The 20,716-nt window shown below is 43.6% G+C and carries 23 protein-coding genes; 7 read left to right on the top strand and 16 right to left on the bottom strand.

What is annotated here, in order from left to right:
* Positions 1–8: 8 nt before the first annotated feature.
* The 4 genes from yunB to zwf form a co-directional block, all read right to left on the bottom strand.
* A complete protein-coding gene (yunB, locus tag BLS69_RS25880) occupies positions 9–887 on the bottom strand; it encodes a sporulation protein YunB (protein ID WP_091037929.1) in 879 nt (292 codons plus the stop codon).
* Positions 888–1,159: 272 nt separating this feature from the next.
* Positions 1,160–1,804 carry a fructose-6-phosphate aldolase gene (gene fsa / locus BLS69_RS25885; protein WP_036605718.1) on the bottom strand — a complete coding sequence of 215 codons (645 nt, stop codon included), beginning with the start codon at positions 1,802–1,804 and terminating at the stop codon, positions 1,160–1,162.
* A gap of 86 nt (positions 1,805–1,890) precedes the next feature.
* Positions 1,891–2,784, bottom strand: a complete 894-nt coding sequence (gnd, locus tag BLS69_RS25890) for a phosphogluconate dehydrogenase (NAD(+)-dependent, decarboxylating) (RefSeq protein ID WP_062838007.1) — start codon at positions 2,782–2,784, stop codon at positions 1,891–1,893.
* Positions 2,785–3,333: 549 nt separating this feature from the next.
* On the bottom strand, positions 3,334–4,788 hold the full coding sequence (gene zwf / locus BLS69_RS25895; protein WP_091037931.1) for a glucose-6-phosphate dehydrogenase: 1,455 nt from the start codon (positions 4,786–4,788) through the stop codon (positions 3,334–3,336).
* A 415-nt stretch (positions 4,789–5,203) separates the two neighbouring features.
* Between zwf and BLS69_RS25900 the strand changes: the two genes are divergently transcribed.
* A complete protein-coding gene (locus BLS69_RS25900) occupies positions 5,204–5,524 on the top strand; it encodes a winged helix-turn-helix transcriptional regulator (RefSeq protein WP_036605715.1) in 321 nt (106 codons plus the stop codon).
* Positions 5,525–5,655: 131 nt separating this feature from the next.
* On the opposite strand, the gene BLS69_RS33040 is transcribed toward BLS69_RS25900, so the two are convergent.
* The 3 genes from BLS69_RS33040 to BLS69_RS25905 form a co-directional block, all read right to left on the bottom strand.
* Positions 5,656–5,871, bottom strand: coding sequence for an AraC family transcriptional regulator (locus BLS69_RS33040; protein WP_240768332.1), 216 nt, complete (start codon positions 5,869–5,871; stop codon positions 5,656–5,658).
* Entirely contained in the window at positions 5,846–6,013 is a 168-nt protein-coding gene (locus BLS69_RS31990; RefSeq protein ID WP_143023632.1) for an AraC family transcriptional regulator, read from the bottom strand. Before BLS69_RS31990 ends, BLS69_RS33040 begins: the two co-directional genes overlap by 26 nt.
* A gap of 242 nt (positions 6,014–6,255) precedes the next feature.
* Positions 6,256–7,413, bottom strand: coding sequence for a Gfo/Idh/MocA family protein (locus BLS69_RS25905; RefSeq protein WP_091037933.1), 1,158 nt, complete (start codon positions 7,411–7,413; stop codon positions 6,256–6,258).
* A gap of 108 nt (positions 7,414–7,521) precedes the next feature.
* On the opposite strand from BLS69_RS25905, the gene BLS69_RS25910 reads away from it, so the two are divergent.
* Positions 7,522–8,397 (top strand): AraC family transcriptional regulator, encoded by an 876-nt coding sequence (locus BLS69_RS25910; protein ID WP_176873032.1) that lies wholly within the window; start codon positions 7,522–7,524, stop codon positions 8,395–8,397.
* 74 nt (positions 8,398–8,471) lie between these two features.
* On the opposite strand, the gene BLS69_RS25915 is transcribed toward BLS69_RS25910, so the two are convergent.
* On the bottom strand, positions 8,472–9,224 hold the full coding sequence (locus BLS69_RS25915) for a DUF3600 domain-containing protein (RefSeq protein ID WP_091037936.1): 753 nt from the start codon (positions 9,222–9,224) through the stop codon (positions 8,472–8,474).
* Positions 9,211–9,798: a sigma-70 family RNA polymerase sigma factor gene (locus BLS69_RS25920; protein WP_091037938.1), complete on the bottom strand. Its 588-nt coding sequence runs from the start codon at positions 9,796–9,798 to the stop codon at positions 9,211–9,213. The genes BLS69_RS25915 and BLS69_RS25920 overlap by 14 nt, the downstream gene beginning before the upstream one ends.
* A gap of 865 nt (positions 9,799–10,663) precedes the next feature.
* On the opposite strand from BLS69_RS25920, the gene BLS69_RS25925 reads away from it, so the two are divergent.
* The 5 genes from BLS69_RS25925 (at position 10,664) to BLS69_RS25945 (ending at position 14,276) form a co-directional block, all read left to right on the top strand.
* Positions 10,664–11,167, top strand: coding sequence for a DedA family protein (locus tag BLS69_RS25925; protein ID WP_091037940.1), 504 nt, complete (start codon positions 10,664–10,666; stop codon positions 11,165–11,167).
* 45 nt (positions 11,168–11,212) lie between these two features.
* Positions 11,213–11,779 carry a class I SAM-dependent methyltransferase gene (locus tag BLS69_RS25930; protein WP_091037942.1) on the top strand — a complete coding sequence of 189 codons (567 nt, stop codon included), beginning with the start codon at positions 11,213–11,215 and terminating at the stop codon, positions 11,777–11,779.
* An 89-nt stretch (positions 11,780–11,868) separates the two neighbouring features.
* A complete protein-coding gene (locus BLS69_RS25935; protein ID WP_091037953.1) occupies positions 11,869–12,549 on the top strand; it encodes a response regulator transcription factor in 681 nt (226 codons plus the stop codon).
* Positions 12,550–12,598: 49 nt separating this feature from the next.
* Positions 12,599–13,642, top strand: coding sequence for a sensor histidine kinase (locus tag BLS69_RS25940; protein ID WP_091038002.1), 1,044 nt, complete (start codon positions 12,599–12,601; stop codon positions 13,640–13,642).
* Between the two features lie 34 nt (positions 13,643–13,676).
* The gene (locus BLS69_RS25945; RefSeq protein WP_091037955.1) at positions 13,677–14,276 is read left to right on the top strand and encodes a class I SAM-dependent methyltransferase; all 600 of its coding nucleotides are present in this window, start codon (positions 13,677–13,679) and stop codon (positions 14,274–14,276) included.
* Positions 14,277–14,294: 18 nt separating this feature from the next.
* On the opposite strand, the gene BLS69_RS25950 is transcribed toward BLS69_RS25945, so the two are convergent.
* The 7 genes from BLS69_RS25950 to BLS69_RS25980 form a co-directional block, all read right to left on the bottom strand.
* Positions 14,295–15,077, bottom strand: coding sequence for an SDR family NAD(P)-dependent oxidoreductase (locus BLS69_RS25950; protein WP_091037956.1), 783 nt, complete (start codon positions 15,075–15,077; stop codon positions 14,295–14,297).
* 88 nt (positions 15,078–15,165) lie between these two features.
* Positions 15,166–15,744: a TetR/AcrR family transcriptional regulator gene (locus BLS69_RS25955; protein ID WP_091037958.1), complete on the bottom strand. Its 579-nt coding sequence runs from the start codon at positions 15,742–15,744 to the stop codon at positions 15,166–15,168.
* Between the two features lie 61 nt (positions 15,745–15,805).
* Entirely contained in the window at positions 15,806–16,804 is a 999-nt protein-coding gene (locus BLS69_RS25960; protein WP_091037959.1) for an NADP-dependent oxidoreductase, read from the bottom strand.
* A 177-nt stretch (positions 16,805–16,981) separates the two neighbouring features.
* A complete protein-coding gene (locus BLS69_RS25965; RefSeq protein ID WP_091037961.1) occupies positions 16,982–18,067 on the bottom strand; it encodes an alkene reductase in 1,086 nt (361 codons plus the stop codon).
* Positions 18,068–18,127: 60 nt separating this feature from the next.
* Positions 18,128–18,886: an SDR family NAD(P)-dependent oxidoreductase gene (locus tag BLS69_RS25970; RefSeq protein ID WP_091038004.1), complete on the bottom strand. Its 759-nt coding sequence runs from the start codon at positions 18,884–18,886 to the stop codon at positions 18,128–18,130.
* 309 nt (positions 18,887–19,195) lie between these two features.
* Entirely contained in the window at positions 19,196–19,699 is a 504-nt protein-coding gene (locus BLS69_RS25975) for an SMI1/KNR4 family protein (RefSeq protein WP_091037963.1), read from the bottom strand.
* A gap of 220 nt (positions 19,700–19,919) precedes the next feature.
* On the bottom strand, positions 19,920–20,711 hold the full coding sequence (locus BLS69_RS25980; protein ID WP_091038005.1) for a TrmH family RNA methyltransferase: 792 nt from the start codon (positions 20,709–20,711) through the stop codon (positions 19,920–19,922).
* Positions 20,712–20,716 lie beyond the last annotated feature (5 nt).

Raw genomic sequence — 20,716 nt, forward strand, 5'->3', positions numbered from 1 at the left:
TGTGTGTATCATGGGTGCGCGTCCTTATTGAGCTGAAATCCCCCATTCACATCAGGCAGATCATCCGGCTCAATTTCAAGTTCATTCCCTTGCAAAGGGTTTGACGGCGTCTGTTGCTGGTTCTGGCTAGGGGGATTCGTAGTTACTCCATTATCGCTTGATACACCCGTATGACCTGATGGCAGCGCAATAGCTGGGGCATTACTGCCGTTACTGCCCACTGGCTTGCCCTGATTATCGTAATAATACATTGGCACATCCCCGACAACCAGCAGGTAGGAAATCGGGATCTCCGTATCGACCGTTTCGGGCTCCATGTCAAATGGCACCACGACCGCGACCTCAGCAATGATGTGAATGTACACTTCCACCAAAATCATGTTAATACCCGCATTCTGCTGACGGGTGTTCAGGTCCACTTTGACAGCGCCCTGGGGCTCTATACGAACCGGTATACTCGGGCCAAATGAAGCCAGCACCGGACTGCCGAGCGCCTGCCCCAGCGGGATTTTTTCTTTTAACATGTGTACATTCTGCAGCGTGGATTGCACGATATTCATCGTACTTGCGGTGATTCGCATATGCTCATTGTAGTTCAGCATAAAACCGGACACTTTTCCGGCGGTATCCGTCTTCCAATCAATCAGTCCTTCGTTGGTTTTGCCATCTGCAACCTGTGCTGTAATTGCCTTGTTGATCGCTTCAGTTGCAATCTGCTTCACTCTGATCTTGGCCAAGTGCATGATGGGGGGCTTCATTTTCTTATCTACATAAGCAAAGCCCTGCATCAAACAAAACGCGGTGACCAATAAAATGATTAACCACATTTTGCGTTTGCCGCTTGGCGGCTTACGGCGTCTCCGGCTTCGCCATTTTCTTCTCATCATCGAAGTGTCCCTCCCCTACGGGATGAGCTATAGGCTATATGTTAACCTTATGCACCGTTGTCCCGAAAAAGAAGGACAGTACGTGGACACTGGATAGAAAGTAACAACCACATTAAAGGGACAAGTACTCCTCGTACTCCTCATTGGCTAAACTAACAGGAAATCGGAAACTACATAAACAGAGATAAAAAAACCTTTCACCCGCAGATTACTCTGCAAGGCGAAAGGTTTTACGTTCAGACCAACCAAAGATTCAGGCCATGTCTATCCTTTTATTTCGGAACAGATTCCCAGTCTTTCAGGAAACGTTCAATTCCGCTGTCCGTCAGTGGGTGTTTCCAAAGTGTCGGCAGAAGCGAACCCGGAATGGTGGCAATATGCGCACCGGAAAGGGCTGCATCCTCTACATGTTTGATATTGCGAATGCTTGCTGCGATAATCTCGGAAGGCAGATCATACATGTCCAGAATAAGACGCAGATCACGAATCAATTTCATACCATCCACCGCAATATCATCCAAGCGACCAACGAATGGACTGATGTAGGTTGCACCGGCTTTCGCCGCCATCAGGCCCTGTGCTGCGGAGAAAATCAGCGTGACATTGGTTTTGATCCCTTTTTGCGTCAACTCATGACAAGCGTACAGCCCATCTTCGGTCATCGGCAATTTAATGACTACATTTGGTGCCCATTCTGCAATTTCATAAGCTTCCTTCAACATATCCTCGGCTTTGAGACCGATGACTTCAGCACTGACCGGGCCTTTAACAACGCCACAGATCTCCTGAATGACTTCTTTAAATACGCGACCTTCTTTGGCAATCAAAGACGGGTTAGTCGTGACTCCATCCACCAGACCCAGACGTTCGATCCGTTTGATTTCTTCCACATTCCCTGTATCCAAGAAAAATTTCATGATATGTTACCTCCACTTGATGAATTCGTAAACACGATATAAGTCATTACCCGATTCTCATCATATGTTAACAGTTATATATAAAATTAATTTTTCTCTACAGCGTGACCGCCAAATTCATTACGCAATGCTGCTACCACTTTACCTGTGAATGTGTCTGTCTCCAGGGAACGGTAACGCATCAGCAAGGACAACGCGATAACCGGTGTAGCGGTTTGAAGGTCAAATGCCGTTTCTACCGTCCAACGTCCTTCACCGGAAGAGTGCATTACGCCTTTAATCTCATCGAGGTTTGCATCTTTGGAGAAGGCACGTTCTGTCAGCTCCATCAACCAAGAGCGGATAACGGAACCGTTGTTCCATACGCGAGCCACTTGTTCGAAGTCGAAATCAAATCCACTTTTCTCCAATACGTCAAAACCTTCACCGATGGATGCCATCATACCGTACTCGATACCATTGTGAACCATTTTGAGGAAGTGACCGCTGCCCGCTTTACCAGCATACAGGTAGCCATTCTCCACGGAAGTATCTTTGAATGCCGGTTCAACGATGGCCCAAGCTTCCGGGTCTCCACCGATCATATAACATGCTCCATTACGTGCGCCTTCCATACCGCCAGATGTACCTGCATCCATGTAGTGAATGCCTTTAGTTTTCATCTCTTCGTAGCGACGGATGGATTCTTTGTAGTGGGAGTTACCCGCTTCAATAATGATGTCGCCTTTGGACAACAATGGGCTAACTTCAGCCAGCACAGCGTCTACCACGTTGTGGGGAACCATGATCCACAATACACGTGGGGATTCGAGCGAAGCCACCATCTCTGCGTAAGAAGATACGCCTTCAGCGCCGTATTCTTTCATTTCATTTACTGCTTCAGCGTTCAGGTCAAAAGCAACCACTTCGTGTTTGTGATCAATCAGGTTTCTACCCAGGTTCAATCCCATTTTTCCTAATCCGACAAGTCCAAGTTTCATTTCAAAATCCTCCTGTTATGAACAATGTTTAAATTTCATGTGCGCTCAAAATTAAAAATAAGTGCTTAACGTTTGGCGAAGGTAACCGTTCCGGTCACGAATCGTTCTTTTGATCGCTGTTATCCCCAGATTTTTTTTGAATCTCCTATATAGGAAAAATCCGGGGATAAAGGCGAACGCTTTGCTTCTACAGAATCGATTTCGTCCCCTACACTACATTCGCAGCGTTCAAGCCAACCCATTTTCAAAACTGAACAGCTAATCTATATTCAAAAATTTTCACGGCCTTCCGGCAAACATAACCGGAAGGACTTATGCAAAATTGGAACGGTATAAACGGTATAATTCGTAAGTTACTTTGTTATATCAGCAATTTGCTTCCATCCAACTCGCTTCTGAGTAAAGCTCTAGGGGAATAAAACATTTCGTTCTATATCCTGTTGACTTGGAAGAAGCATTTGGATTGTGCAAAATGTTCATGGGTGAGCAGAACGGATTGTACTGTTGTTTTTACTATTGTGTTCTCTTATGCTCGCTTTTTCGTTTCACTTACCACCAACGGTAACCGTCTGCTGCTGTCAGGCGATCTGCTGACTCTGGTCCATGCGAACCTGCACTGTACGTATCCAGTGGCACGCTGCCAGCTTCGAATGCTTCCTGAATCGGTTGCACCCATTGCCATGCCAGCTCCACTTCGTTCCAGTGAGCAAAGAAGGTGGAATCTCCACGCATCGCATCAAAGATCAGATTCTCGTATGCTTCAGGGATATTACGTTTACCGGAGTTGAAGGTCATACGCATTGGTTCCACTTCACCATGGTTCAATGGATTCTTCGCATTTAATTGAAGGGAAATACTTTCTCCCGGACCAATTTCAATCGTAAGCAGGTTAGGTTCCGTTGTATTCTCGGATTCATGCCCCGTTTTGAGTGGAGACTTGAATTCAACAACGATTCTGGTGGATTTCTCAGCCAGGCGTTTACCTGTACGGATATAAAATGGAACCTCGCTCCAGAACGGATCATCGATCCAAAGTCTTGCGGCAACATAGGTCTCGTTCTGAGATCCGGCTGGGATGCCAGGCTCGTCCAAATATCCAACAACCGATGTCCCTTGCAGGTCACCTGCTGCATATTGCGCACGAACAACTTCAGAAGCGATATTTTCTTTTGTCAACGGACGAAGTGCTTCAGCAATTTTTTGTTTTTTGAATTGAATTTCTTCCGGTGTGCAACGTTTTGGCAAATGCAAACCAATCATCATCAGCAACTGAAGCATATGGTTCTGGAACATGTCACGAAGGGCACCGCTTTGGTCGTAATACGCGGCACGTTCTTCAACACCCACCGTCTCACTTGCCGTGATTTGTACATTGGCAATATAACGGTTAGACCACAACGCCTGAATTACCGGATTTGCATAGGTGAGCGTCTCAATATTTTGAACCATCGGTTTACCAAGGAAATGGTCAATGCGATAGATCTCTTCTTCCGCAAAGGTATTGCTCAGTTTTTCGTTCAGATCACGAGCCGATTGCAGATCGTGTCCGAATGGTTTTTCGATAATCAGTTTCTTCCAGCCTTTGGTGTTACCCAGGCCACTTTCTTGAATGTTTAATGCGATTGGCTCAAAGAATTCCGGTGCCACCGACATGTAGAACATGCGGTTTTCGGGAATGTTAAGCTCTTGTTCACGCTGTTGAACCAACTCCAACAGTTTGGTGTAATCTTCAAGCTTCGTATTATTTAAAGAACAATAACGGAAAGCTCCAATGAAATCACGAACCTGAGATGCTTCTTCTGGCGTCTGACGTGAGAATTCGTGCAGTGACTTTTCAACATTGGCCTGGAAGTCCATATCCGACAATTCACGTCGTCCCAATCCGATAACGGAGAAAGATTTCGGCATTTTCTGATCCATGTACAAGTTATATAATGCAGGGTAAATCTTGCGTTTGGCTAAATCGCCTGTTGCCCCGAACAGGACAAATGTCATTGCATCCATTGGAGTGCCTCCTGTGATCTGTGCAGTATAGTATATGATGTTGCAAAATGTTCAAATCCAAGCATGACAAAAGACGGAATAAGTGGGTGTGTTCCCCGCCTTGCCTCCGTTTATATAGCGCACCTGAATTCAACCATGGAACATTCCTTCTCTCCACAACCTGTTTATAGGTTATAAATTGTAACCATTTGAATTAACGTTACCCATATTACACCTGTCGTCACAATTCGTCAACAATCGTGTCGAACCTGTGAACTCCAGTGTTTATAGGGTTTTTATTTGATGATAACGCTTTATGTGGTAAGATTAAGAACAATTGGTATGTGACATTTTACACATATGGCCTGTGGACAAGTAGGTTACAATAAGTATACTAATGATATTACAAGCAATACTAAATCAAAGGAGTACAATCATGAGCGATGATGAGAATGCCAAGCAAATATGTACAAAAGTGGAACAATCTTATCAGATCATTGGCCGAAAATGGGTAGCCCTCATTATCCATGCGTTGATGGAGGAACCCAAACGCTTCAGTGAGATTCACGCTTATATCCCTGACTTGAGCAAACGTGTGTTAAATGAGCGAATGAAGGAATTGGAGGAAGAAGGACTTGTGGTTCGCCATGTGGTCACGGAACGTCCAGTTCGAACTGAATATATGTTGTCACGAAAAGGCACGGAACTGGGGAGAGCATTAAGCGCCGTGGAACGTTGGGCTGATAAGTGGCTGTAACAACTTGAGGAATCCTTAAGGTTTATTTAGCTTGAAGGTTACCGATGTGCAATCCCGGAGGTGGAGTATCGCATTTAGCAACTGGCTAGTGCAATCCACAGCCGGGATTTATTTACTTCAAACGGTAAATACTAATTGTATATATTGAGACGTAATAACGCTACTTTTTGCAAACCAAATGAATGCTTACTTATCTGTTCAAATTGTTGCCGATACTGCAGCAGGGTCATCTCCGCAGATTTGCGAAATAACTGGATGAAATACGATCCACTTGAAAACCCTGCATGTCTGCCATTCTCGTCCACCGAAAGTGTTGTTGTCTCAAGGAGCGAGTAGGCATACTGCACATTCAAGCTTTGACGTATTCCGTAATGCTGCTACCTGTGTCTTGATGAAAATGCGGTAAGCATACGATTTGGACAGATGAACATCTGCCGCCATCTGGTCCAATCTGATCTCATATTTGAAATGCTCTTCAATCCATTGCATCCTCTTCTCCAAGTTTCTCAAATGACGTGAATCCGCTAACTGCGAAAGCGTTTCATTTGCGCTCTCTTTTTATTGATCCAATCCATGACTATGGAGATTATTATCTTGAAGCGATTGCGAGTTAAATGGATGGGAAAACCGGGTGTATTAATTTTTTATCGTGAGGTAGGTGTAATGGATCTAGTACAAAAAAAAGATGCCCATTCTCACTTATGTGAGGAGCATCTTTTTCACGTAAAATACTACGAATTCAACTTGCTCCCAAGCGTAATACTCGAATCCTCAAAGTTCTCCACCGTCGTCTTCTTTTCATAAAAGTGTACGGCATGTTGCATAATTCCTTCTCTTGTGTAAAACGCGTCTTCCGCCCCAAGTGGAAAAACAACCTTTTCTCCCGTACTTGCCGACTTATAGATACCCACAATCAGTTCAAGTGTATTCCGGCCACTTTCTCCATCTACCAGAAGGGGTGATCTTGTCTCAATAGCGTTTAACACATTCTCAACTTGCCCAGCGTGACCGACATGAACAACATCCGGTAATTCGTCAGCCAGCTTCTGAATCTGCTGTTCCAGCTCTTGATTGGATTCTGGAAATCCGTTACTCCGTACGGTAGAAGCAACCACTTTCCAAGGTGCAGATACTCGGGCTTCTTTCCCCTGAAAAATTAACTGCTGCTCCTCTCCGTGATGTACGACGGAACTGGTAATCATGCCAAGCGCCCCTTCCTGGAAGCGAAGCATCGCCATGGATATATCCTCAACTTCGGCATTATCATGTGCCGTATTAGCCATCATGGCCTGCAATTCCACTGGAGGTCCCATCATCCAAAGCATGGCATCAATATGATGCACTGCATGATTGAGGGTGCAGCCTCCGCCTTCTTTTTCCCATGTCCCGCGCCACCACAGATCATAATAATTGTGACCCCGCCACCAGAAAGAATCAACCTGCACATGTACGATGGGGCCCATCCGTTTACTGTCTAGCACACCTTTCAGTTTCATCATCGGTGTTGTAAACCGATTCTGTGCTACTACAGATAGTAACTTGCCACTTTTTTGCGCTGCTCTCAACATCAGATCCGCTTCCTCCAGGGAAGAGGCCATCGGTTTTTCGACCAACACATGCGCACTTGCTTGCATGAAATCACACGCAATTGAAGCATGTGTATACGGCGGCGTACAGACTGATACCAGATCAATGTTTTGGGCAAGTAACTCTGTGTAATCCGTGACGGCTTGTGCACCTTCCAGACCATATTCATTAATTCGCTTCTGTGCTTTTTCAACGTACATATCGACCACAGCAACAATCTGACATCGCTCTGGGAATGCCAAATATGCTGAGATATGTGCCCCACTAATTGCACCTGCTCCGATAATCGCTACTTTTAACATCGTTGCATACCTCCCTTATTCCCTTCACAATACACAATAATAAAGCGCTTTTATGCGTTCATCTTGTGCTAAAATAAAACTATCTTGCGCATGATAAGGGAGGCATTCATGATGTCTATCATCCTGGGAGAACAATTTAATCTGGCCTGTCGTCGGACATCCAACACTACGTTTCGCGAAGTGTTCCATGCTCATTCGCAGCTGGAGATAACCTATATTCACGAAGGATATGGGCAGTTGATAACCGAAGGTCAGGTTTTCTCCCTTGAACCCGGTATGCTCATGATTTTTCGACCTTTTCAATTGCACCACATCCAGATTCAGGTATCCAGACAGCAGCCTTTCATTCGAAATGTACTCATGGTTGAACTTGATCTACTGAAGGCACATTGGCCCCAATTTATTGTTACTCACGACTTCATACAGGATCTGCTGGAAGAGCAATCCCCCATTCAGCCCATCCGACTTGCTGCCACATCCCCACTCGTTCAACGAATGGAACAATATGCAGATACGTATCCAGGTCTGCTTCCTCATGAAATAGAGGAGGATACACGCCTCTTTTTATTGGATCTGCTCGCACAACTTCGCTATCTGTGGCAGGACGGGCAGCAACACCGCTCCCAAGATGTACTCTCGTCCAGTGCAAACGTTCTTCACCCTCATGCCGAAGCCATCATGCAATGGATTGAGGAGCATTACCAAGAGCCTTTTCGTTTGGAGCATATCGCAGATACACTTCATCTGTCCCCCTATCATCTATCTCATGTATTCAAAAAAGCGACTGGCACCACGATTGTTGCTTATGCTCAAGCTACCCGCATTCGTCATGCCTGTGTGCTGCTCACCCGTTCCTCGCTCACCGTTCCCGAAATCGGTCACCGTGTCGGTATGACCAGCCCCTCCTACTTTTGCAAAGTATTCCGTACTGCCACAGGTTCTACACCACATCAATATCGGCTGAAGGTGCAGGGGAGGAAGTAACATGTCGGAACATAAAGAAAGAAGGAAAGAATTCACTTCTCCACTTCTTCTCGTACAAACCGTTTTTACTTCCTTCACCGCACATCAAGCCCCAACTTCTCCAAATACGGAATAAGTCGCTCTCTTAATTGCATCAAATCATCCTTCTGTTCCACTGACAAGCGCTCATCATGAATGCTTCCATCCTTGTCCACCACCATCACTTCATACGCCTTCATTTGTTCATACACAGATTTGAACTCGGTAAACTCCTCCTTAGATAACATCGCCTCCGCCCGCGCCAACTGCTCCGTCCAGAATTGTTGATGATCATTCATAGGATCCTTTTGTGAAGCAGTGCTCACAGCTTCCAGCTTTTCAAAAAACGGTTTCAGCTTAGCTGCAAGAAGGTTATATCGTTCCTGCTCCACTGTACTCCACTGCTCTGGATGCATATTGCCTTGAGAATCGGCATGCTTCACGGCCATTTGTCCCATTTGCTTCAGCAAGTCCATATATTGAACAAATTCTTCTTCGCTGAAGTGGGCCTTGGCCGTCTGCAGCTTCGCTTCCAACCTCATATAATCCTCAGCTGTTCCCCCCATAGCTGTGATGTTTTCCTGTGAACCATATATTCCGTCTGCGAGATAGGTGTATCCTGCGTAGGCTCCGGTGGGAACAATTAGTACAACAGCCAATAGCCCAGTGACCAGCCATTTTTTTCGATTTTTTCTGATGTGTGAATCATTTCGAATACTAGCCATCACTTTATGTTTAATTCTCGCAGGAACGGACCAGTCTATGGTCTCTTCCCGATAGGCTGATCGCAACTGTTCATCGAGTTTCATGCAGATTCTCCACCTTTCCCCGCAATCTCGGATTCATCTTCTCTTTCTGTCTCAACTTCGCCAGCGCCGCATGTATACGCGATTTTACGGTTCCAAGCGGAATCTCCAATATGTCAGCAATCTCCTCTTGCGTGTATTCATTCAAATAATGAAGGGTGACCACCTGCTGCAGCTTGTACGGCAAACGGCGCACCTGTTCCAGCAGAGGACGATTAGCCAGTTTGTTGATCAGATCAGTGGAAAAATCATATTCTAGTCCCACGTCAGATTTTTCGATCCGCTTGCCAAACCGAAACTGCATCAATCTTTTGCGTCGATAACTCTGGACCTGCCGCATCGTAACACCCATTAACCAGGGACGAAAAGCACGCTCCGCATCATATCGCGCTAATGATCGATACGCCTGAATGTAAATCTCCTGTACCACATCCTCCGCGTCAGACTTGTCCTTGATGAGAAATCGCACAGTTTGATATACCCCCTTCACTGTTTTCTCATATAAATCTCCATATGCTTCTTCATGCCCCGCACGTATTAACGTTACAAGTTTTATGTACTCATCATGCTCACTCATTATCCATCCCCTTCCTCCTTACACTATATATTGGCATGCCAGTATTATTTCGTTCGATTTATTTATTGAATGAGTAGGTATGGCTGAATCTGATACAAAAAGGTCCTCTGGTTGTTTATCATGATATAATATACCTAATTTTGATATAACTGGAGGTTTTTCGTCTGAGTTATAAGATTCCCTTTGGTCTTTTGATATTATCTATTTCGATCATCGGATTTGTAATCGCCAGAAGCAACCTTGAGGCCTACGCTACGGTATATAGACTTATTGGGATCTTGGTTATCTTATCTTCTTACTTCTTTTTCTTGCGAGAGCGGATATAAGGGAGTAACTTAGCAGGGGTGGTCACTACTGTAATGAAACTTTTCAGCAAATTGTACTCAGAATATCTCCTGATTCCACGACCTTTACGTTTACTGTTTCTATGGGGATGGATTGTTTTGTTTTTTGTTGCTGGTATAAAATTCAACTGGTTCTATTTCCTACAATAATCTGATTTCAAAAAATCCTTGCTTATCGGACATAAAAAAGAGCTGAGTCGTCATTATGACGTCTCGGCTCTTCTTTGATGCTCATCCTCTTCCTTGCAGATAAAGATATAGATAATCAACTCGAGCTCACTTATAAGTTCCTTTTCGAGACAAGCTTTATTTGATATTCAGAAATTCATATCACTTGATCACCGCTCCTGAGTATGTCCACCTATTCAAGTCTTGCCAGTACGTTGGCAAGGCTTTTTTCTCTTTAACGTAGTTGTGTGGCTTTGCTTATGTATTCTTTAGATTTTCTTCAGATTTATGCTCATTAATTCCTTAGTTTTTTTCATTAAGATTGCTATATCAACAAGAGAGGAGGCAAAACAATGATCAGTAATACGATCTTAGAGCTACTTCATCAGTATGGATATCTGATTTTTTATTTTGCCTTCTCATTGGGGCCTTTCGGGATTCCAATTCCAAATGAAATCACGATTATCAGCGGTGCCATTCTGAGCCACACAGGAGTTATCAATTCATGGATCACATACTTCTGTATTTTATCAGGACTATTAACGGCCATTACCTTTGCTTATTTTGCAGGGAAGTTATTTGGAACCAAGATAAAACACAGATTTCAACATCATAAACACTTTGTCAAAGCTGAACTGATTCTGAATAAGAGTGGCAATTGGGCGATGTGCATCGGTTTGTTCATTCCAATCGTGCGATATGTTCTCCCTTTGGTCATTGGGCTGAGCGGCGTGCAGTATAGAAAATTTGCTCTCATCTCCTATTCCAGTGCCTTGTTATGGACCATAACGTATTTTACAGCGGGAATCTACTTCGGCGGTCCCATTCTTTCTACGCTGCAATTATTACATCTCTAACTGGTTTTGATAACAGACCATCACATATACGGAGGAACCACAATCATGAATTCCAATGAATCCATTTTATTTCTGAAAAGCTTTCTTCAAAGCCCTAAACATGTTGGCAGCATCATACCCAGTTCCCGGTTTCTCGCCAGCAAAATGGTGAAGCAAGCCTCTTGGCTAGAGGCCAAAGCAGTCGCTGAACTCGGATCGGGTACAGGTGCTGTCACTCGTTATATTCTACAAGAGGTGCAGGGTTCAACGAAGGTGTTGTTGTTTGAGATGAACGAAACGATGAGGAATACTCTTAAGACGGCATACCCGGAGTTCTCCTGTTATCCAGACGCCGCTCGATTAGTGGAATCCATGAAGCAAGAGGGCGTTCAGCAACTGGATTACATTTTTAGCGGATTGCCCTTCTTCAACTTTGAGCCTGAATTAAGAAATACGTTGGTAGACCAGATCCATAAGGCACTCAAACCTGGAGGGTTATTCATCGCCTTTCAATATTCACTTCAAATGAAAAAAACATTATCGGAGCACTTTATCATCGAAAAAATAGAATTAGTGCCTTTGAATATCCCACCTGCGTTCGTTTATGTCTGTCGCAAAAAGGAAACAATTTAAACATCTTAGGCTATCGTTTACACTGATATTATCCTCTTTATAAGAAACATAAATTAATTTAAAACAGGTCATAAAAGGAGTGTTGAATTGTGAATACCGTTCTCGTGGTTGATGATGAACCCGATATCCGGGATGTCATTCATGTCTATTTACGTAACGAAGGATATCAGGTCATTGAAGCAGCCAATGGTGAGGAAGCGCTAAATATTATCAAAACAACATCGGTCCAACTCGTAATACTGGATGTCATGATGCCCATCATGGACGGAATCAAAGCCTGCTTCAAAATAAGAGAAATATCATCCACTCCGATTATTATGTTATCCGCCAAGGAAGAAGACATAGATAAAATCACAGGCCTGACTACCGGGGCTGATGATTACATGGTCAAACCGTTTAATCCGCTAGAATTGCTGGCTCGCGTTAAAGCTCAGTTACGACGTCAAACACTGATCGGGAAACCAGAATCTAATTCACTTATTTTGATCAAGGACCTTGTCATTGATACAAGTAAACATTCCGTGAAGCTCAAAGAAAATGATATTTCGCTTACACCACTGGAGTTTTCCATTCTGGTGTTGCTTGCCAGCCATCCTGGACAAGTATTTAGCTCCGAGAAGATTTACGAAACCGTATGGAAAGAACCTTACGGGTATTCCGATAATACGGTGATGGTTCATATTCGTAACCTGCGAGAAAAGCTGGAAGTGAATCCACGGGAACCTCAGTATATTAAAACGGTATGGGGAGTGGGTTATAAAATTGATTAAACGATTACCACAGTTTAAAAAAAAGATACAGATTAACATCCTATATCGAATGTTGATCAGTTTATTGATTTCGTTTGTTGGTTCTGTGGGTGTAAATAATATGTTGATAATAGGTGCCGCAAAAATTAGTGAAAAATTTAATTGGCCTTCACTTCTCTACATCTTTCCTTATGTTCTAACACCAATTTTCATCGTAATTTTCACGTTAATTTTTTTGTTTTCCACACGAAAAATTGTGAGAGATCTCATTACATTAGAGCAAGGGCTTCAAATCATATCCGAAGGAAATCTGAATTACAGGGTGCCCGTTGATCGAGAAGATGAACTTGGGCGAGTCGCTTCCAATATTAATCACATGACAGAACAGTTAAAGCAACAGATTGCCAAAGAACGTGAATTGGAGCAATCCAAGATGGATATGATCACTGGCATCTCACATGACCTGCGTACACCGCTTACTAGCATAATTGGATATATTGAGCTACTAAGAACAGAATCCTTTCAAGACAAAGCAGAGTATGACCGCTTCATTCAAAACACCTATAACAAAGCAACGCATTTGAAGAAGTTACTTGATGATTTATTTGAATACACACGTCTTAACGAAGTAAACACCCAATTGGATTTGAAAAATGTTGACCTCTGTCAGCTATTGGACCAATTGTTGTTTGAATTCGAACCTTTAGCTCAGGAGCATGGGATTCTTATTGAAAAAACACTCGGTAATGCTCCAATCATGGCCTGCGTGGATAGTGATAAGATCGCTCGAGCCATCGACAATCTCCTCATGAATGCACTAAAGTATTCCTTTAAACCGGGCACGATTTATGTCCGAATGAGGGTGCAGCATAATCACGTTACCATTGAAGTAGAGAATAAAGGCATACCACTAACGATAGAACAAAAAAACAGACTGTTTGATCGCTTTTATAAGGTGGATTATTCGAGGAATAGCGAAGGTATTCAATCAGGATCTGGTCTGGGACTTTCTATTGCGAGAAACATTGCGGATTTACATCAGGGGACTTTAACACTAAAACATACGCGTAACGTATTTATATTCCAACTAAACTTGCCTTCCAACATCAAGTGAACCATCAATGAATTCAACCATGGAGGATACCGCGATGAAAACATCCGAACCACTTCTTTTCCTGCAAGGATTTCTGAGGAACCCCAAACGAGTAGGCAGTCTCCTGCCCAGTTCCAAATTTCTAGCCCGTAAAATCGTCCATTCTGTACGATGGGATGAGGTTAGAACCATTGCTGAGCTGGGGCCAGGAACAGGTGCCGTCACACGTCTCATGAGAGCACATTTACCGAAATCTGCAACCGTGTTTTTATTTGAAAGAGACCCCAAGATGAGAAGTAATCTGAAGAAAACATATCCTGAATTCATGTTCCATTCAAATGCCTCCTATCTGTTGAAAAGGATCAATCAAGAACATATCCATCAGTTGGATAGCATCATTTGCGGACTGCCATTTTTTAATTTTTCCAGAGAAATGAGACAAAACATCCTGTCACAGATTCATACAGCGCTCCGACCTGGAGGCACCTTAGTTTTGTACCAGTACTCACTTCATATGAAGAAACAATTAGCTGAATTATTTGAGATGGAGAAAATTCAATTTGTGCCTTTCAGCTTCCCTCCTGTTTTTGTGTATGTTTGTCGTAAAAGAAAAGATGAAGAACAACGTGAAGCGATCGACTTGAGGAAGACTTGATTTATCCTCTTTATATGTTTAATGTCCTGTCTTGTCTTGTGAGGATCTAATCATTCGAGTCATCATCTTACGCGGCAACAACCGCGGCATAAACGCGATGAATCGGTTTCGAGCACCAGGCATAATTAACGTCTTGCCACGTAAGAAGCCTTGATACCCTTCTTCAGCGACCTGTCCTGCTTCCATGATCGGGCCCTGCAACATCTTCGAGACACCCATACCCGAACGATCAACAAACCCGGTGGATGTCAGGCCTGGGCACAGTGCCGTCACCGTAACGCCAGTTCCGCTTACTTCATTCTCCAAAGCCTCGGTGAACGAAAGCACGTATGCCTGTGTTGCATAATATACCGACATCATCGGTCCAGGGAAAAATCCTACCAACGAGGCCACATTCATCACACCGCCGTGCCCACGTTGGATCATATCCGGCAAGAATAACTTTGTCATGATGGTTAAAGCCTTGATATTCACGTCAATCATATTAACTTCTTGTTCCATATCCGTTTCCATAAACGTCCCGAACAGACCGAAACCTGCATTGTTGACAAGATAGTCAACAACAATTCCCTTTTCCTTCAGCTCATGATAAATCTCCTGTGGTACCCCAGGTGCTGCTACATCTTTGGCAATAACCGTCGCCTGAATGCCATACTTTTTCTGATACTCCTGAGCTAGATCCTGTATTTTACCCTCACTTCGTGCCACCAGCACAATATGATGTCCACCTTTGGCAAACCGATCTGCTAACTCTTTACCAATCCCACCCGATACCCCTGTGATTAGAACTGTCTTTTTCATATCGTTACCTGCCTCTCTTTTCTATAAAATATGTTTCATCTGGAACACTCATATTAGAACGAACATTCTTTTAATGTAAAAAAATAGACTACGTTAGTATGAAATCTGTGGATAGCATCGCTATACGAAGAAGTTTTTCCTTGGTCATCGAAGTCTTGGCCATCCCCCTTAACCCAATGCTAACGTTATGCAGATATTCCGCCAATACCTCGGCGTTGTACTCCGTTGTGAATTCACCTTCTTGCTGTCCCCACACAATAATGTCCTTGATTAGTTTCTCCGTATTTGCAAACATCTCCGTCGATCGGTGGTTCATGTCTTTATCGCGTGCCGCCAATTCTACCGTCGAATTAACAATAAAGCAGCCTGATGCTGGAGATTCCTCTCCATGAATTAAAGAAAGAAATATAAACTGAAGTGCTTCCGTTGCCGTTTGAGAACGCTTTACGCCTGCTGCAAGGGCTGAGCTGATTTTGTGATCATACAGATCTACTGTCTTTAGAAATAAGGTGTGTTTGTCACCAAATGTGTCATACAAACTTTTACGATGAATTCCCATATGATTAACCAGATCCGTCATAGATGTCTTCTCATAGCCTTGTTCCCAAAAAAGTCTCATCGCTTTATCCAGTACAACAGACTCTTCGAACTCTTTGCTTCTCGCCATTGGCTTCCCTCCTGTTCAGAAAACGAACATTGAATAGCATGAGCATCATCTTAACGAGCCTTTAAAAGGTAACAATGACTTTGCCCTGGGAGTGACCCGTGGATACTTTAATCAATGCCTTTTCAATGTCATCAAACGTATACGTAGAATCAATCGAAGGTTTAATGTCTTCTTTTTCTACAAGAGCTGTGATTTCTTGCAATTGAACTCCACTGGAGTGCACAAATAAAAAACGATATTCATTTTGATTCTTACGCGCTAAAGAATCCAGGCGTGCACCTACGAGACCAAACAATGCTTTTTTCCACAACGGGAATTGACTGTCCACTGCAAAGCGATAATTGGGTCCTGCCTTCAAAGAGACTAATTTCCCCTGTGGTTTCAAAATGCTCAGTTCAGCTTTGATCTCGTCCGCACCCAAGGTGTCGATCACATAATCGATATCGGACAGAATATCAGCATACTGCTCGGTCTTATAATCAATGAATTGATCTGCTCCAATGGATAAACTACGTGCTCTGCCCCTCTCACTACCACTTGTAATAACCGTTAATCCCATGGACTTGGCAATCGGGATGGCCATCGCACCGAATCCACCAGTTCCGCCAGGTATAAACAACTTTTTATTCGGTTCAGCTCGGAGTACATCATGCAATGCTTGATACGCGGTCAAGGCAGTAAGGGGTACCGCAGCAGCTTCGATAAAAGACAGATTTTCAGGCATTATGGATAAGGCATCCTCATGCACAGCGGCGTATTCAGCAAAAGCACCAATTTTATTCAGTGGCAACCTGGTATAAACCTTATCACCCACTTTAAATTTCAAAACATCATCACCAACGGCTTCGATGACACCCGATAATTCATTCCCTAAAGTTAGAGGTAACTTATAGTCGGCAATCATCCGAACACTGCCATTCATATTCAAGATATCCAGCGGATTTACACCTGCAGCTTTCACTTTGACAAGGACCTCACGGCTATGAATCTGAGGTATCTCAATATTATTGATTTCCACTTGGATTTTTTTGGAGTATTTCTTTATTTGAGCTGCTCTCATCATTTATCCTCTTCCTTTGCTTGTAGACTATAAAAGTTGAACTCAAGATTATTTACACTGACACTACGATGACAGAACAACCTTCCATTCGCTGTTATCGTGTAAAATGATTAGTTCAACTTATGTTAGGAACATGGCGCGCAATGTTCAGTTGTACGCCATGCTCCATGGTATGTGCTAGTGCTGCCCCTCTTGTGACTGTAATTCTTCCAACGTGGGATAATCTGTGTAGCCTTTACTTCCCAATCCAAAGAATGTTGTCGGATCTGCTTCATTCAGTGGCGCACTTTGTTGAAGTCGTTCCACCAAATCTGGATTAGCTAAGGACCATACACCTACAGGTACCACATCAGCGAGACCACGATCTATATCGACACTGAGATCATCCAACGTTCTTCCAGCCCGATTGACCAACAATGGATTTTGCCAGATCGAACGAATGTCTTGGAGTAGGTTCTCATCTCCAAGATGCATAACATGAAGGTAAGCCAAATCCAATTGAGCTAATTCTTTTACAAGGTAGCGATACAGATCAGGACCTTGTTCGCCATCTTGAATTCCACCCAGCGGTGTCCCTGGTGAGATACGGAAGCCTGTTCGTTCTGCCCCTATTTCCTCCACGATGGCTTTGGTTACTTCAATCGCAAAACGAGCACGATTTTCAATAGATCCGCCATACTCATCTGTGCGTGTATTCGAATTTTCTCCTAAAAATTGATTGATCAAGTATCCGTTGGCCCCATGAATCTCAACGCCATCCGCCCCTGCTTCAATCGCTGCGGCTGCTGCTTTTCGGAAATCGGCAATGGTCGTTTGAATATCCTCCTGACTCAATTCACGGGGAACGGGGATATCCTGCATCCCTGTAGCCGTAAACATTTCTACACCCGGTGCGATTGCTGATGGAGCAACCGGTTGACGATGATGCGGGGTATTGTCCGGATGTGACATGCGACCCGCATGCATTAATTGGATGTAAACATATCCGCCAGCTTCATGCACCGCATCCGTTACCTTTTTCCATCCTTCAATATGCTTATCGGTGTAGATGCCAGGTGACCACAAGTATCCCTGTCCATCATCGGAAGGTTGTGTTCCTTCCGTAATCAGAAGTCCCATCGTTGCACGCTGAGCATAATAAAGTGCCGCCAACTCTCCAGGTGTACCATCTTCTTGTGCTCGACTGCGTGTCATAGGTGCCATCGCTAGTCGATGAGGCAATTCCATGTTGCCAATCTTTGTTTTACTCCATATCTTTTCCAATTGGATGTACTCCTCTTCTTATTTGAGATTTTGTAGATGTATCCTCTAGATTCTGCTGTATTAATTCAATTCTGAAATCACCGGGTAGATTGCACCTGTCAGTTGGAACTCATAGTTCTGGTCTACAATTCCTACGACCACTTCATTGTGATCATACAGATCAATCATGAAGCCAGCCATTTCTTTAGCTGTATGGTATTTGGGCATATTCGCTTTGTAATCAAATCCTTCAGCATCTATTGATTTTTGTACAAATTCTGTTTCCGTGATCGCTGGTGCCAGGATCTTCGCTTTTAGTTTTGCACCTTTCAGTTCCAGTTCTTTGGCAAGACCTTCTGTGAAGGCACTAACGTAGTATTTTGATGCAGAATAAGCAACACTGCCTACAGCAATGGCATATCCGAGTGCGGATGAGACGTTAATCAATTGAGTGCCTTCCACATTCCCATAATCTCGCACATACAGTGTAGATAGAATGGTCAAAGATTCGATGTTAACACGCAACATGGTCTCCACTTTATCCAAATTCTGTTCAGCAATGAACGAGCCTTCTCCAAGCCCTGCATTATTGATCCAAGTCTCAATTTCATATTCCTTCAAATCGTTATATAGCGTGTACGCCTCTGCGGTAACAGACAAGTCGCTTGTATGAACGATAACATTTACTTTAGGGTCGATACCCTGAATAGTCGATTTAAGGTCTTCCAGCTTATCCAATCTTCTAGCTACCAAGATCAAGTTTTTACCCCGTGCTGCAAATGCCAATGCTGTTTCATATCCAATTCCTGAACTTGCTCCTGTAATCACTGTGTATTTCATCATATTCTCTCCCTCATATTCTTTAGATTAGTGTAATTCCGGTTTTTAGAACGATCGTTCTTTAATGTGTAAAAAAAACAGTTAGATCTAACTTGCTGTTAGCATATCATTTCTAGAACGAACAGTAAAGAATTATTTTATATATATAAAATAAGCTTGGAACATACTTAAATGTGAATAAATCACGCTATATAAACTATTTTTATATCATAAGTTAAGAATTCCTATACGTTTCATAAGTTCTTTCATTGAATAATCTAATATCAGGCCGCTGACCACAAGTATAACCATCAACCTTTCCTAGCTAGGCTAATCTGAATTCGACATCATCCATGCCAGAAATTCTCCAAACGAATCGGATACCTTTTCAACCTCTTCAAATTCAGGTTCACATCCACGGACAATAGCTCCACTGTCGGTTGTTAAGTCAATGGCATAGAAGGAATACCCATCTTCCAGAGACATTACGATCGGTAAGTGACGATCCCACCAAGCCGTTATCTCTGACTGCCAAATAGAATCACCCTCTGCTGCCTCCAAACTAAGCATTTCAAATTCATTCCATTGGAATGCGGTCTCCGTGCTATTGTTGAACTCACCCTCACAAATAAACCAGGTTTGCTCATCCGGTGCAACGCATTTTTCAACTACATTTATAAATTCTAAATATTCATCTGGAAGTCCTTTGTATCTTGAAGTAATGCTGCTGTTTAAAAGTGACTGCGAACCGGATTTTCTCATTATATCCCAGCCCTTTTCCCCAGCCCAAGTCATAAATTCCCTAAAGAGAGTGTTTCCTTTTCCATTATTCATTTCCAAAATGAACACCTGCCCATCAGCTTAAGAAATAGAAACTATATCACCTATTCGGGATTTGAATGGAAAATCCCTGCTGTGGTGCTTCAAAGAGAAAGACAAAAAGACTGGAAACATGGCCCGAGAAAAGCGGCAACCAGGTTCCAGCCTTTGGTGGTTGGGGGAAAGTTAATTTTAGTTAGGGACAGTTAATTTTAAATTGGACAGGAATTATTAGTTAGTTAAACATCCGCTGTCTCATCGCCTCAAATAACAGAATCGTTGCCGCCATTGCGGCGTTAAGCGACTCTGCCTGCCCCTGCATCGGGATCGTAATCGCATCATCTACCAAACGTGCCGTAGCATCCGAGATGCCTTTGCCTTCGTTACCAATGACAAGCCATACCGACTGCGTAAAATCATAACTATAACATGAATGCTCTGCCTGCAAAGAAGTACTTACCAGCTTCACGCCCGCGGCCTTCGCTTCGGGAAGCAAGGATTCCAACTGGCCCTCCACAATGGGCAGATGAAACAATGACCCCATCGTCGAGCGAATCGTCTTCGGGTTATATACATCAGCACAGCCAGCACCAAGTACAACCCCCGCTGCTCCAGCTGCGTCCGCACTACGGATGATCGTCCCCACATTACCCGGGTCTTGCACTCCGTCCAGCACCACAACAAGCCCACGAGCTCCGGTCATTAGGCTTTCCAGTGGTTCACTGCCTTTACGCACAATTGCGAATACAGGCTGTGGTGTCATCGTATCCGTACATTTGGCGATAACCGCAGGAGATACACTAACCCACTCTACACGCTGTAGCGGGTTCTCAAGCCCGGCGAGTTCGCTAGGTACGCCTTGCTCTCCATCGTAGACGATGCACTCCAGATCCGCTCCGACCCGCAATGCTTCCTGTACCAGATGAATGCCCTCAATAATATATTTATGTTGACGGGTACGATGCTTTTTCTCCAGCAGCTGTGCCCATTCTTTTACACGTGTATTTTGCGGTGATACAATATCCATCTTTC

Source organism: Paenibacillus sp. CF095, from assembly GCF_900101225.1.
Lineage (GTDB): Bacteria > Bacillota > Bacilli > Paenibacillales > Paenibacillaceae > Paenibacillus.